Annotated in this window: 12 protein-coding genes; 9 read left to right on the plus strand and 3 right to left on the minus strand. The window is 67.3% G+C overall.

From position 1 onward, the window contains the following. Positions 1 to 77: 77 nt before the first annotated feature. Positions 78 to 971 carry a LysR family transcriptional regulator gene (locus tag HL666_RS21035; protein ID WP_172131299.1) on the plus strand — a complete coding sequence of 298 codons (894 nt, stop codon included), beginning with the start codon at positions 78 to 80 and terminating at the stop codon, positions 969 to 971. 9 nt (positions 972 to 980) lie between these two features. Here HL666_RS21035 and HL666_RS21040 read toward each other — a convergent pair whose 3' ends face one another. Further along, positions 981 to 2,036 (minus strand): LacI family DNA-binding transcriptional regulator, encoded by a 1,056-nt coding sequence (locus HL666_RS21040; protein ID WP_172111596.1) that lies wholly within the window; start codon positions 2,034 to 2,036, stop codon positions 981 to 983. 149 nt (positions 2,037 to 2,185) lie between these two features. Here HL666_RS21040 and HL666_RS21045 point away from each other — a divergent pair, with 149 nt between their 5' ends. The 7 genes from HL666_RS21045 (at position 2,186) to puuE (ending at position 10,115) form a co-directional block, all read left to right on the plus strand. After that, positions 2,186 to 3,199, plus strand: a complete 1,014-nt coding sequence (locus HL666_RS21045; RefSeq protein WP_311976161.1) for a TRAP transporter substrate-binding protein — start codon at positions 2,186 to 2,188, stop codon at positions 3,197 to 3,199. A 52-nt stretch (positions 3,200 to 3,251) separates the two neighbouring features. Further along, the gene (locus HL666_RS21050) at positions 3,252 to 5,108 is read left to right on the plus strand and encodes a TRAP transporter large permease (RefSeq protein WP_210262024.1); all 1,857 of its coding nucleotides are present in this window, start codon (positions 3,252 to 3,254) and stop codon (positions 5,106 to 5,108) included. Between the two features lie 31 nt (positions 5,109 to 5,139). Then, the gene (locus tag HL666_RS21055) at positions 5,140 to 5,679 is read left to right on the plus strand and encodes a VOC family protein (protein WP_172183374.1); all 540 of its coding nucleotides are present in this window, start codon (positions 5,140 to 5,142) and stop codon (positions 5,677 to 5,679) included. 2 nt (positions 5,680 to 5,681) lie between these two features. Next, on the plus strand, positions 5,682 to 6,956 hold the full coding sequence (locus tag HL666_RS21060) for a ribulose-bisphosphate carboxylase large subunit family protein (protein WP_172111592.1): 1,275 nt from the start codon (positions 5,682 to 5,684) through the stop codon (positions 6,954 to 6,956). After that, positions 6,953 to 8,245 (plus strand): four-carbon acid sugar kinase family protein, encoded by a 1,293-nt coding sequence (locus HL666_RS21065; protein ID WP_172183376.1) that lies wholly within the window; start codon positions 6,953 to 6,955, stop codon positions 8,243 to 8,245. Before HL666_RS21060 ends, HL666_RS21065 begins: the two co-directional genes overlap by 4 nt. 81 nt (positions 8,246 to 8,326) lie before the next feature. Then, a complete protein-coding gene (gene uraH / locus HL666_RS21070) occupies positions 8,327 to 8,683 on the plus strand; it encodes a hydroxyisourate hydrolase (protein WP_172183378.1) in 357 nt (118 codons plus the stop codon). A gap of 4 nt (positions 8,684 to 8,687) precedes the next feature. Next, positions 8,688 to 10,115, plus strand: coding sequence for an allantoinase PuuE (puuE, locus tag HL666_RS21075; protein WP_172183380.1), 1,428 nt, complete (start codon positions 8,688 to 8,690; stop codon positions 10,113 to 10,115). A gap of 319 nt (positions 10,116 to 10,434) precedes the next feature. Here the strand turns inward: puuE and HL666_RS21080 are convergent, their stop codons facing one another. Both HL666_RS21080 and HL666_RS21085 read right to left on the minus strand, forming a co-directional pair. Next, entirely contained in the window at positions 10,435 to 11,784 is a 1,350-nt protein-coding gene (locus HL666_RS21080) for an amidase (RefSeq protein ID WP_172183382.1), read from the minus strand. Then, positions 11,771 to 12,964: an MFS transporter gene (locus tag HL666_RS21085; protein WP_172183384.1), complete on the minus strand. Its 1,194-nt coding sequence runs from the start codon at positions 12,962 to 12,964 to the stop codon at positions 11,771 to 11,773. The genes HL666_RS21080 and HL666_RS21085 overlap by 14 nt, the downstream gene beginning before the upstream one ends. Positions 12,965 to 12,993: 29 nt before the next feature. On the opposite strand from HL666_RS21085, the gene uraH (HL666_RS21090) reads away from it, so the two are divergent. Continuing rightward, on the plus strand, positions 12,994 to 13,335 hold the full coding sequence (gene uraH, locus HL666_RS21090) for a hydroxyisourate hydrolase (RefSeq protein ID WP_172183678.1): 342 nt from the start codon (positions 12,994 to 12,996) through the stop codon (positions 13,333 to 13,335). Positions 13,336 to 13,476: the final 141 nt, after the last annotated feature.

A 13,476-nucleotide genomic window follows, 5' to 3' on the forward strand; every position in this document is an offset into this window, starting at 1 on the left:
TGGCTTTGTTTTGGAGACAATCCGTGCTCTTGTGACGTCTCTGTCTACGATTTGGCGACAATGACGATCCGGGGATCATGGACAAGCTCGGTAGCCTGCGGGCCTTCGTAAAGGTGGTCGAGAGCGGTAGCTTCGCCGAGGCCGGTCGGCAGCTGCGGCTGTCGCGTTCGGCGATCTCGAAATATATCGGCGAGCTCGAAACGAGCCTCGGCGTGCAACTGATCGTCCGCACCACCCGGCACGCCAGTCCGACCGAGGCCGGGCAGCGCTATTTCGAGCGCGCGGCCTCGATCCTTGCCGAGCTCGACGCTGCCGATCAGGCGGTGAGCCAGTCGCAGTCCGCGCCGCGCGGGATATTGCGTGTCAACGCGCCGATGTCGTTCGGTACCATGCGGCTCGGTCCCGTGGTGGCCGACTTCATGGCGCGCTATCCAGAGCTGCAGCTGCAGATCGTGCTCAGCGACGACCTGCTCGATCCGGTGCAGGACGGCTTCGACGTGACGCTCAGGATCGCCGAGCTGGAATCGTCGAGCTTGGTGGCGCGGCGGATCATGCCCGTGGAACGCATCGTCTGCGCCGCGCCGTCGTATTTCGAGCGTCATGGCAAGCCGCAGGTCCCGGACGATCTGCGCCGGCACACCTCGCTGACCTACGGCTTCCTGCTCACAGGCAATCAGTGGAAGCTCAGCGGAGCCGATGGCGATCACTGGATCCAGCCGGCCTGGAGCCTGTGCGTCAACAATGCCGAGGTGCTACGCGACGTCGCCATCAAGGGGCAGGGCATTGCGCTGATCCCGCGCTTCATCGCTGCCGACGCGCTCGCCAGCGGCGCGCTGGCTGCGATCCTGCCCGACTACACCGCGCCGCCGCTCGCGCTCTACGCGATCTATCCGCCAACACGGCATCTGTCGGTGAAGGTGCGGCTGTTCATCGACTTCCTGGTCGAGCGCTTCGGCAAGGACGCCGGCTGAGAAATCTGCTCACGGCAGGTTCTCCCGCACGATCAGCTCGGTGCGGGCGCGCATGGCGGCTTCCTGCACGGTGCGCCCCGCGCGCAGGCTGGAGAAGATCGTGATGCAGTCCATCAGCGAGGCCTGGGGGTTCTGTGTGAGCACGGCGTCCATCGTGCCATCCAGCAGCATCGCACGGGTGTCGGGCGACAGGCCGTGACCGACGAACACGACGTCACGCTGGCGGCCGACCTCGCGCAGCGCGCGCCCGATGCCGTCGGCGCCGCCGCCGATGTTGTAGATGCCGGCGAGGCGCGGATGGCGCGCCAGCAGCAGCTTGGTCTGACGATAATTGTTGGCCTCGTCGTCGTGACCTTCGCGCAGCCCGACGACCTCGATGTCGGGAAACTCCTCACGGAACAGATGCAGGAACCCCATTTCGCGCTCCTCGTGGGCGCGATAGCTGAGGCTGCCAGCGATCATGGCGACCTGCGCCGGGCGGTTGCCGATGAAGCGCGCGATGAGATAGCCCGCTGTACGTCCGGCTGCTCGATTGTCCAGGCCGACATAGGCGATCCGGCGCGTGTTGGCGATGTCCGAGATCAAGGTCACCGTCGGCACACCGCGGTCGGCCAACACATCGACCGCTTCGCGGACGGCCGGATGCTCGATCGCCATGAACACGATGCCGTCGACCTCGCGGCCGAGCCGCAGCAGCTCCTGCGCCAACAGATCCGGCCTGAGGCTCTCGATGTGATCGACGCGCGCGCGCATGTTGAACGAAGCGAGCTGATCCTGGGATGAGATGATCAGCCGTCCCAGCATGTTGAGAAAGCGGTTGGTGCCGGCCGGCAGCAGGAAGCCGAGCCGCCACGGCTTCAGCGCCTGCGCAGGCAGCGTACCATCCATCAGATAGCCGAGCTCGTTGGCAGCTTGCAGCACCCGCTGCACCGTGACGGCGCGGACGCCAGGTCGCTGATTCAGGACGCGATCGACGGTTGCGGCGGAGACGCCGGACAGACGCGCGATGTCATCGATGCGCGCCAGGCGGCGGCGCCGCGGCGCCTCGCTGTTCGTGTCCGTCATCGCCTGCCCCCGTCGAGCAAAAACCCATCAAAAACCATCAATAAATGAGTTTGACGGCCGTCAATTATGCTCTCTATCGTGCGTCCGACCTCACGGCAAGGGCCCGGAACAAGGGCCGGCCAGCCAAACAAAAGGGGGAGGAAGTCATGATCAATCTGAGCCGGCGCAGCGTCCTCGGGGCGTTTGCGAGTGCATCTGCGGCCTCCGTGATCGGGGCGCCGATGGTGGCGCGCGCCGCCGAGATCGAGCTGCGTTACGGCAACAATCTGCCGCTGACCCATCCGCTCAACATCCGCGCGCAGCAGGCGGCCGACCAGGTTCGTGCCAAGACCAACGGCCGGGTGGAGATCAAGATCTTCCCGAACAATCAACTCGGCGGCGATACCGACATGCTGAGCCAGGTGCGCAATGGCGGCATTACCTTCTTCACGCCCTCGGCGCTGGTGATCGCAACGCTGGTGCCGGTGGCGGCGATCAACGCGGTCGGCTTCGCCTTCGCCGATTACGATCAGGTGTGGCGCGCGATGGATGGCGGCCTTGGCGCGCATGTCCGGGCCGCGATTGCCAAGGTCAATCTGCACGCCTTCGAGAAAATCTGGGACAATGGCTTCCGCCAGATGACCTCCAGCAGCAAGCCGATCGAGCAGGCCAAGGACATGGCGGGCTTGAAGATCCGCGTGCCGGTCAGCCCGCTCAGCCTGTCGATGTTCAAGGCGCTGGATTCGGCGCCGGCGAGTCTGCAGTTCAGCGAGGTCTACACCTCGCTTCAGACGCGCATCGTCGATGCGCAGGAGAATCCGGTCTCGATCATCCAGGTCGCCAAGCTGTACGAGGTGCAGAAGTTCTGCGCGCTCACCAACCACATCTGGGACGGCTTCTGGTTCGTCGCCAATGGCCGTGCCTGGGCCGGCTTGCCCGATGACATCAAGGGCATCATCACCGAGGCGCTCAACGAGGCCGGCATGAAGCAGCGCGACGACGTCCGGCAGCTGAATGAATCCGTCCAGGCAGATCTGCAGGCCAAGGGCCTGACCTTCAACAAGGCCGCGCCGGACAGCTTCCGCGCCAAGCTGCGCGACGCCGGCTTCTACAAGGAATGGAAGGAGCGCTTCGGTCCCGAAGCCTGGGGTCTGCTGGAGAAAGAGGTCGGCGTGCTCGCTTGATCGTCGCCAGATGCTTCGGGAGCAACTCGCCATGGACAGTCACACCGTTGCGATGCCGGCGCCGGACCTGCCGGCATCGGGCCTGGCGGCGGCTGCCCACCGGATCGAGCTCGCCGTCGGCCGCATCGTCGAGGCCGTCGCCGCGATCGTGCTGGTCGTCGAGATCCTGATCCTCGGCGCCGGCGTCGTTGCACGCTACGTGCTGCATGCCCCGCTGGTGTGGTCGGATGAGCTCGCTTCGATCCTGTTCCTGTGGCTGTCGATGCTGGGCGCAGCGATTGCGCTCCGCCGCGGCGAGCACATGCGAATGACGGGCATCGTCGCGCGGGTGCCCCCCGCCACCCGCGCGCTGCTCGAAGCCGTGGCGATGACAGCGTCCATCGCGCTGCTGCTGCTGATCCTGCCTCATGCGTTGGACTACGCCTCGGAGGAGCGTTTCATCGTCACGCCGGCGCTGGAGATCGCCAGCGCCTGGCGTGCGGCGGCGATCCCGACGGGCATCACGCTGATGCTGCTCGCAGCCATGTTCCGTCTGCTGCGGCTGCATGCGCTCAAGGAGGTGTTGCTGGCGATCGCGCTCACGGCCGCGTTGCTGCTCCTGTTCTGGCTTGCGGGGCCTGTTTTCAAGCCGCTCGGACGGCTCAACCTCGTGGTCTTCTTCGTCGGTGTCGTTGGCCTCAACGTCTTTGCCGGTGTGCCGATCGCCTTCGCCTTTGCGCTCGCCACCTTCGGCTATCTCGGCCTGACCACCTCGACGCCGATGCTGGTGATGGTCGGACGGCTCGACGAAGGCATGAGTCATCTCGTGCTGCTGGCGGTGCCGCTGTTCATCTTCCTCGGCGCCCTCATTGGCATGACGGGAATGGCCGCAGCCATGATCCGATGGCTGTCGTCACTGCTCGGCCATGTCAGAGGCGGCCTCTCTTACGTGCTGATCGGCGCGATGTATCTGGTGTCGGGCATCTCCGGCTCCAAGATCGCCGACATGGCCGCGATCGCACCCGTGCTGTTTCCGGAGATGCGCGCGCGCGGCGCCAAGCCCGGCGACCTCGTTGCGCTGCTAGCGGCCACGGGCGCACAGACCGAAACCATCCCGCCCTCGATCGTGCTGATCACGATCGGCTCCGTCACCGGCGTCTCGATCGCCGCGCTGTTCACCGGCGGCATGTTGCCGGCCGTCGTGCTGGGCCTCGGCCTGTGCAGCATCGTCTGGTGGCGCTATCGCAACGAGGATCTCAGCCATATCGCGCGCCCGTCCTGGCGCGAGGTCGGACGGCTCGGCCTGATCGCTTTGCCCGCCATCGCGCTGCCGTTCGTAATCCGGCTGGCGGTGGTCGAGGGCGTCGCGACGGCCACCGAGGTCTCGACCATCGGCATCGCCTATTCCGTGCTCGCCGGCCTCCTGATCTACCGCCAGTTCGACTGGCGCCGGCTGCCGGCGATGCTGGTCGAGACCGTCGCATTGACCGGCGCCATCGTCTTCATCATCGGCTGCGCCACCGCGATGGCCTGGGGCCTCACCCAATCCGGCTTCTCGCAGAAGCTGGCGGAGCTGATGGCGGCCATTCCCGGCGGCGCCTGGGGCTTTCTTGCGATCTCGATCCTCACCTTCATCATCCTCGGCAGCATTCTCGAAGGCATTCCCGCGATCGTGCTGTTCGGACCGCTGTTGTTCCCGATCGCGCGCCAGGCCGGCGTGCACGAGGTGCACTATGCGATGGTCGTGATCTTCGCGATGGGCATCGGCCTGTTCGCGCCGCCCTTCGGCGTCGGCTATTACGGCGCCTGCGCCATCAGCAAGATCAATCCGGACGAGGGGCTGCGCTACATCTGGAGCTATGTGCTCGCGCTGCTGCTCGGCCTCGTCGCCGTGGCCGCGATCCCGTGGTTCTCGACCGGCTTCCTTTGATGATTGAGCGAGTGTTGGAAAGGACATTGCCATGAGCCGCCTGTTCGGCGAGATCCGTCAAGCCGGGTATGTCGTGCCCGATATCGAGGCGGCGATGGACTATTGGTCACGTGTGCTCGGCGTCGGCCCGTTCTTCTACAATGAGCGTGTGCCGATCCGGAACTATCAGTATCGGGGCGAAAGCTTCGAGCCGCACAATTCGGTGGCGCTGGCCAATTCAGGACCGCTGCAGATCGAACTGATCCAGTGCCGCAACGACGTGCCGTCGATGTACCGCGACTTCACGCAAGCTGGCCATTGCGGCCTGCAGCATGTCGCCTATTGGACCGAAAGCTTCGATGCCGATCTCGAGCGGCTGCTCGGGGAGGGCTTCAAGCCGGTCATGGGCGGCGAGGTTGGCGAACGCGGCCGCTTCATCTATTTTGATACGTACTATCATCCCGGCACGGTGATCGAGCTGTCGGAGGTGCTGGGGCCGAAGGGCGCGATGTTCCGCATGATCCGCGAGGCCTCGCAGAACTGGGACGGCAAGGATCCCGTGCGCCCGTTTCCGGATCTCAGCAGGCTGTGAGCATGACGGCCTCCGACCGCTTCCAGGCAAGCTATCTGATCGAGACGCCGCTCGATCCCGCCCTCGTGGCGGAGGTGATGGCGGGTGAGCAGTCCTGCGGCACGTTCACCCGTGTCGAGGGCGAGACCGACGATCTGCGCGCGCGTGCCCGGGCCACGGTGACCGAAATCGTCGAATTGCCGCCAGCGGATCAGCCGAGCCTGCCGAATGCCTGGCTGCGGCGCAAACGTGTACATGGACCCTATCGCCGGGCGCGCGTGACGATCGCGTTTCCCGTGGTCAATGTCGGCGCCAACCTGCCGACGCTGGCCTCGGTGGTCGCCGGCAATCTCTACGATCTCGGCGAGGTCACCGGGCTCAGGCTGGAGCAGATCACGCTGCCGGCGACGTATCGCGGGCGCTTCGACAAGCCAAAGCACGGCATCGCCGGCACGCGCCGGCTCACGGGCGTGAGCAAGGGTGCGCTGGTCGGTTCGATCATCAAGCCGAATGTCGGTCTCGACGCCGAGGAGACCGCTGCATTGGTCGCACGCCTTTGTGCCGCCGGCGTCGACTTCATCAAGGACGACGAGATCTCGGCCGATCCCGATCATGCTCCGCTTGCCCGGCGAATTCCCGCCGTCCTGACCGCGATCAAGCGACATCAGGACGCAACCGGCAAGCACGTGATGATGGCGTTCAACATCACCGACGAGACCGACGCAATGCGGCGCCACGCCGATCTGATCGTGCAGCACGGCGGGTCCTGCGCCATGGTGTCGCTGAACTGGTGCGGCTTCTCGGCGGTGACGACGCTTCGCCGCAGCACCGATCTCGCGCTCCATGGCCACCGCAACGGCTTTGGGGCGATCTCGCGCCATCCGCTGCTCGGCATCGGCTTTCAGGCCTATCAGGCGCTGTGGCGGCTCGCCGGCGTCGACCACATGCACGTGCACGGCCTGCAGGGCAAGTTCGCGCAGGAGAACGACGAGGTCGTAGGCTCGGCCAGGGATTGCGTGAGGCCGCTGGCCGAAGGCTGCGACGATCGCGTGCTGCCGGCGTTTTCGTCGGGGCAGTCCGCCGCGACCGTCCAGGCGACCTTTGACGCGATCGGCCACGCCGATCTCCTGTTCATGGCTGGCGGCGGCATCATGGCGCATCCGGGCGGACCCGCGGCGGGCGTGACCAGCATCCGTCAGGCCTGGGACGCGGTGACGTCGGGCATCGCACTCGACCACGCGTCACGCGAGCATCCGGAGTTGCGGCAGGCATTGGCCACCTTCGGGCAGTCCGCATGAGCGCATCGGCATGTGTCTCCCGGCCGCGGGTCGGTTGGTATGGTGACGACCTGACCGGCGCCACCGACACGCTCGCGACCTGGGCCGAGCGCGGCCACCGCGCGCTGCTCTTCCTGCGTCCGCCGACCTCTTCGCAACTGGCGGCGGCCGGGCCGCTCGATGCGGTCGGCATCGCCGGCGCAGCGCGCTCCATGCCGCCCGATGCCGCTGCCGCGGAACTCGATGCCGCCGGCCGCGCCTTTGCCGCGCTCGGCGTCAACGTTGTGCACTACAAATGCTGCTCGACGTTCGACAGCGCGCCCGATATCGGCAGCATCGGCGCCGCCGTGGCGGTGCTGCGACGGCATGTCGCCAATCCGCTGGTGCCGATCCTGGGTGGTCAACCCAATCTCGGCCGTTATTGCCTGTTCGGCAATTTGTTTGCCGCAGCCGGCGCCGGCGGCGTCGTCCATCGCATCGATCGTCATCCGACGATGAGCAAGCACCCGGTCACTCCGATGGCGGAGGCCGATCTGCGCCGTCATCTGGCCGCGCAGGGGCTGGAGAGGGTCGCCCTGATCGACTACCGCGCCTATGTGGAGGGGGACGCCGAGACCAGGCTCGATGCCAACCTGGCGGCTGCGCCTCACGCTGTCCTGTTCGATGTCGCCCAGGAGAGCGACCTGGCCGTCATCGGCCGGCTGCTGACGGATCACCTCGTCGCCGGGCGGATGCTCGCGGTCGGTCCGAGCTCGGTGGCACGGGCGCTGGCATCCGTCTGGGACGAGCCGGTCGCGCAGGTCGTCCTGCCTCACGCTCGGCCGCGCACCGGCGGCCCTGTGCTGGCGCTGGTCGGCAGCCTGTCGCCGGTGACACGGGCCCAGGTCGCGGCGGCGCGCGGCTACCAGATCATCGCCATCGAGTCGGCGAGGCTGCTCGTGGATGCCGCGTATCAGCACGGGTTGGGGCGTGCCGCGATCGCGGGCCTTGCCCAAGGACACGTCATGCTGGTCACGAATGAGGCTCAAGGCGCGGCGATGGCGCGCGTGGCGCAGGCGACCGCCGCACTGCTTGGTGCTGTGCTCGGCGAAGCCGACGTCTCGCGCATCGTCGTGGCCGGCGGCGATACGTCGAGCCATGCGGCCGCGGCGCTCGACGCCTGGGGCCTGTCGTACCGGGCGCCGATGGTCCCTGGCGCGCCGTTGTGTCGCCTGCACAGCGACGATCCCCATCTCGACGGCCGCGACATCATCCTCAAGGGCGGACAAATGGGCCCGGTGACGTTCTTCGCCGACGTCATCACGGGCTGACGCGTCGAAGAAAATCGCTTCGAGCACACTCCCGGCTGCTGCTAATGTCCTGGTTGGACTCGTAGCATGGGGGATAGACGGATGGGGCGGCTGAGCACGCATGTTCTGGACACGGTCAGGGGCAAGCCCGCCGCCGACGTCGCCATCGACCTCGATGTGCTGGAGCCCGGCGGCTCCTGGCGCCGGGTCAAGCAGCTCCAGACCAATGCCGACGGACGTACCGACCAGCCGGTGCTGGCCGGGGACGAGCTCACCACGGGCACCTACATGCTGACCTTCCACATGGGCGCCTATTTCAAGGCGCACGGCCTCGCGGCGGATGATCCGCTGTTCCTGGACTTGATCCCGCTCCGCTTCGCGGTCGCCGATGCCAGCGCGCACTATCACGTGCCGCTGCTCGCGACGCCCTGGAGCTATCAGACCTATCGCGGGAGTTGAGCCGATGACTGCTGATTCCTATCCGCGCGACATGGTCGGCTACGGCCGCACGCCGCCGCATCCGCGCTGGCCGGGTGACGCCCGCATCGCCGTGCAGTTCGTGATCAATTACGAGGAGGGAGGCGAGAACAACATCCTCCACGGTGACGCCGCCTCCGAGACATTCCTGTCGGAGATCGTCGGTGCAGCGCCCTGGCCGGGCCAGCGCCACATGAACATGGAGTCGATCTACGAGTTCGGCTCGCGCGCCGGGTTCTGGCGGCTGTGGCGCATGTTCTCCTCCCGCAAGCTGCCGGTCACGGTGTTCGCGATCGCGACCGCCATGGCACGCAACCCGGAGGCCGTGGCCGCGATGAAGGAAGCCGGTTGGGAGATCGCCTCGCACGGCCTGAAATGGATCGACTATCGCGACGTCTCCGCGGTCGACGAGCGTGCCCATATCGAGGAGGCGATCCGGCTTCACACCGCGCTGACCGGTGAGCGGCCGCTCGGCTTCTATCAGGGCCGCACGTCGGAGCACACGCTCGACATCGTGCTGGAGGAGCAGGGCTTCGTCTACAGCGCGGATTCCTATGCCGACGAGCTGCCCTATTGGATCAAAGGACCGCACGGCCCGCAGCTGATCGTGCCCTATACGCTCGACGCCAACGATATGCGCTTCGCGACTCCACAGGGCTTCAATTCCGGCGATCAGTTCTTCGCCTATCTGAAGGACAGCTTTGATCTGCTCTATGCCGAAGGCGCCGAGTGCCCGCGCATGATGTCGGTCGGACTGCATTGCCGGCTGGTCGGCCGTCCCGGGCGTGCCGCGGCGCTGGCGCGTTTCCTCGACTACATCATGAGCCACGACAAGGTCTGGGTCGCGACCCGGCTCGACATTGCCCGGCACTGGATCCGGACGCATCCGCCGGCCGGTCATCTTCGCCCGTCGCAGATGTCCCGCGTGCTGTTCGTCGAGCGCTATGGCGACATCTTCGAGCACACGCCCGAGATTGCCGAGCGCGCCTATCGCGCCGGTCTGTCCGCCTTCGACGACGCCGCCGATGCGCTGCATACGACGTTGATGAACGTCGTCCGTGCCATGAGCCGTGACGAGAAGCTGAAGCTGATCCGCGCCCATCCCGAGCTCGCCGGGCGCGAGGCGCTGGCCGGCGAGATGACGAACGACTCGATCGGCGAGCAGGGCCGTCTCGGTTTCACGTCGCTGTCGCGCGCCGAGTTCGAGCGCGTCGCCGACATCAACCGCCGCTATCGCGACAAGTTCGGCATGCCGCTGATCGTGGCGCTCGCACTGCACGCCGACCGCCCCTCCGTCATCGCCGAGATGGACCGTCGCATCAGCAACGACCTGGATACGGAGATCGCCAATGCCATCGACCAGATCGGCCACATCACCCGGGCCAGGCTGGCGAAGAAGTTCGAGCAGGGGTGAGTGTCAGATCAGGGGGCCCAGTCGACGCTGGTTGCCAGGAGGCGGTGCCTCCCTCGTCCCGGTTGCGGCAGGGCGATCGCCTATGGTGATCGCAATTTTGTGCCCGTCTCTCTCCAAGTCGTCATGGCCGGGCTTGTCCCGGCCATCCACGTCGTCCGGCATGCTGAGAACCACGTGGATGCCTGGGACAGGCCCGGGCATGACGGAGTAACTAATGTGCAGGATTGCTCGCCGCGACGGCCCAGCATCTCCATATGCGATTGCCCGGCCGGCCGCAGGGCGAGATGAGCACCGCGCGGGCTGCGAGAGCTGAGGCAAGCTAGCCCAGCAATGCCCGCTGCGCCGCCGCAGCCACATCCAGCAGCAGGCGATCCCGCCCGCGCGCCGCAATCAGCTGCATTCCGAACGGCAGGCCCTGCGCATTTGTCCCGCATGGAATCGAGATCGCCGGCACCCCCGCATGGTTGACGAACGGCGTGAACACCGCATGCCCGCGCGGGCTCGCCGGCCGGCCGCCGATCATGGACGGGCCGAGCTGCGTGAACGGCCAGGCCACGCAGGGCACGGTCGGCGCCAGCAGCACGTCGACGTCCAGAAAGAACGCCGCAAAGGCGCGCGCAATCTGCGTGCTGGCTTCGAGCGCGCGCGCGACGTCGGCGCCGCTGAGCGCGAGGCCGCGCTCGATCTGCTTGGCGATGTCCGGATCGAACTGCGTGGCATCGCTGCGGAAGGCGTCGCCATACAGCGCCGCCAGCCCGGCATGCTGCAGCGGCATCACCGCGTCCTCGGCAAGGTCTGCGGGCCAGACCGGATCTGCGTCGGCGATCGCCATTCCCGCGGCGCGCAGCCGATCGACCGCGTGGCGCAGACCGCTGCTCACCTCGTCATCGACCGCGACGTCGAGCCCGAGCCGCGGCGAGTAGGCGAGGCGCAGTGGCTTGGCGTGATCCGCTCCTGGCAGCGCAAACGTCGCGGGATCGCGCGGATCGAAGCCGGCCATCGCCTCGAAAGCGAGCCTCGCGTCTTCGACATCGGCGGCGATCGGCGCCATCACCGAGATGCCCCAGCCGGCCTCCGCAAAACCCGGTCCATAGGGGATCGCGCCGTAGGACGGCTTAAAGCCGACCACGCCGACATGGGCGGGCGGCCGTCGGCTCGAGCCGCCGGCATCGGTGCCGATCGCCAGCGGTACGAGCCCCGCGGCCACGGCAACGGCCGGTCCGCCGGATGATCCGCCCGGCGTGAGTTCCGGGTTCTGCGGATGCCGCGTCGGCCCGTACAGCAGCGACGTGGTGACGCCCTTGCAGGCGAATTCCGAGGTGGCGCCGATGCCGACGATGACCGCACCGGCGCGGCGCAGGCGCACGATTGCGATCGCGTCCTCCGGTGCGGTGAACCCGGCGAACAGCTTCGAGCCTTGCGTGATGCGCCAGCCGCCGACCCAGATGTTGTCCTTGATCACCACCGGCACACCGGCCAGCGGCAAGCTCTCACCGGCGGCGACGCGCGCGTCCACCGCATCGGCCTCGGCGCGCATCCGATCCGGATCGATCGTAATGACGGCGTTGAGCGAACGGCCGGCTTCGATGCGCGCCAACGCCTGCTCGGCCATGTGCCTGGCCGTGGTCTTTCGCGCCGTGACGGCGCGTGCAATCTCAATTGCGCGCATGCGATCGCTCCATCAGCAGAACGGCGGCGCCCGCGGCCGCGGTCAAACCCAGAATGACGAAGCTGCCGCCGAGGCCGATGCGCGGCGTCAGCACCGCCACCAGCAGTGGCGCCGCGACCAGGCCGAGAAACGACGTGGTCAGCACCGCGCCGGTGGCCTCCGCCACGCGACCCGGCTTGGCAAGGTTGGCGATCTCGGCGATGAACACGCCGTTCCAGCCGCTGGCCGTCAGTCCGAACACGAATGTGAGCAGGACCAGGACCGATCCGCTCAGCCGCGGCCCCCACAGGCCGAGCAGCAGCGCGCAGATCGCCATGCCCGCGCCCGCCATCACCAGCACCGCGCGCGCCGAGCGCAGCCGCGTCGCCACCGCGCCCCATCCGAGCCGTCCGATCAGGCCCGCGCCTTGCGCCGATGCCAGCAGCCAGCCGGCCTCGACATGGCTCAGCGCGAGCTCCGATGTGCCGAAGGAGATGTAGCAGGTGTTGAGGATCACCTGCATGCCGCTGAACGGGATCGACGCGACCGCGAGCGCGGCCATGCGCCGGTCGGAGCTGACGAGCTGTAGCCGCTGCCGCAAGCCCAGATACGGCATGGCGGGCAGCTTGACCGCATAGGCCGGGCGCAGCCGCTCGAACCTGATGAAGCCGATGACGGCGCAGATGATCACCGCGGCGTAGGCGGAGCTCGGCGCAAGCCCGACCGCGAGCGGCGGCAGCAGCAGCGAGCCGACGACCGCGCCGATTTGGCTGCCGGTCTGCCGGATCGAGAACACCATCGCGCGCTGTTCGGGCGGCACGAGACGTCCGAGCAGGGCCGCGCTCGCCGGCGTTTCCGGCCCGGCCGCAAGTCCGAGCACGAGGCCGGCGCCGAGCAGCGCCCAACCTTGGCCGAGCGTCGCCATCGACATTCCGACGCAGACGGCCACCGCGCACAGCGCCGCAACGCGCAGCGAGCCGATCTTCTGCACCAGGGTGCCGCCCCAGAACGAGGACACCAGGCTGATCGCAAACGCCGCGGTCGAGAACAGCGACAACTCCTCGATGCTGAGCCCGGCGCGCGGCGCCACGGTGCCGGGCGCGAACAGCGCCAGCGACACCAGCGCCTGCAACGCCGTCATCGCCACCAGCGCGGGCCACAGCGGCGGCGCTGGCGCCGCATCGGGTTTCGCGTCTATCATGCCGCAGCAACCTGATGGCGGAGCACGAAATGGCCGGCGGTATCTCGGTTCATGCGGTCGATGTGGCGAACGGGCGCCCGGCGCTGGGCTTGCGCGTCGCGATCTGGCGCGTCGCGCCTGATCGCACGCTGCTCGCCGAAGGACAGCTCGGCGCCGACGGCACCCTGCAGGCGCCGGTCGTCAAGGGCGATGGCGTCACCGCCGGCGAGTATGAGGTGCTGTTCCATATCGGTGAGTTCTTCGGGGCGAATGCTCAAACGAAATTCCTGACCACAGTGCCGTTTCGCTTCGCCATCGACAAGGTCGAGGAGCATTTTCATCTGCCGCTGAAGTTCACGCCGTGGGGATACTCGATCTTCCGCGGGGCTTGAGGGCGATATGCCTTCCCCCCGTCCTACGCTGATTGAACGAGGTCGCTACCAAGGAGATGCTCGTCATGCCCGGGCTTGTCCCGGGCATCCACGTCTGTCCGCAGTCGCCGATCGACGTGGATGGCCGGGACAAGCCCGGCC

The sequence above is a fragment of the Bradyrhizobium aeschynomenes genome (genome assembly GCF_013178945.1).
GTDB classification, from domain to species: Bacteria; Pseudomonadota; Alphaproteobacteria; order Rhizobiales; family Xanthobacteraceae; genus Bradyrhizobium; species Bradyrhizobium aeschynomenes.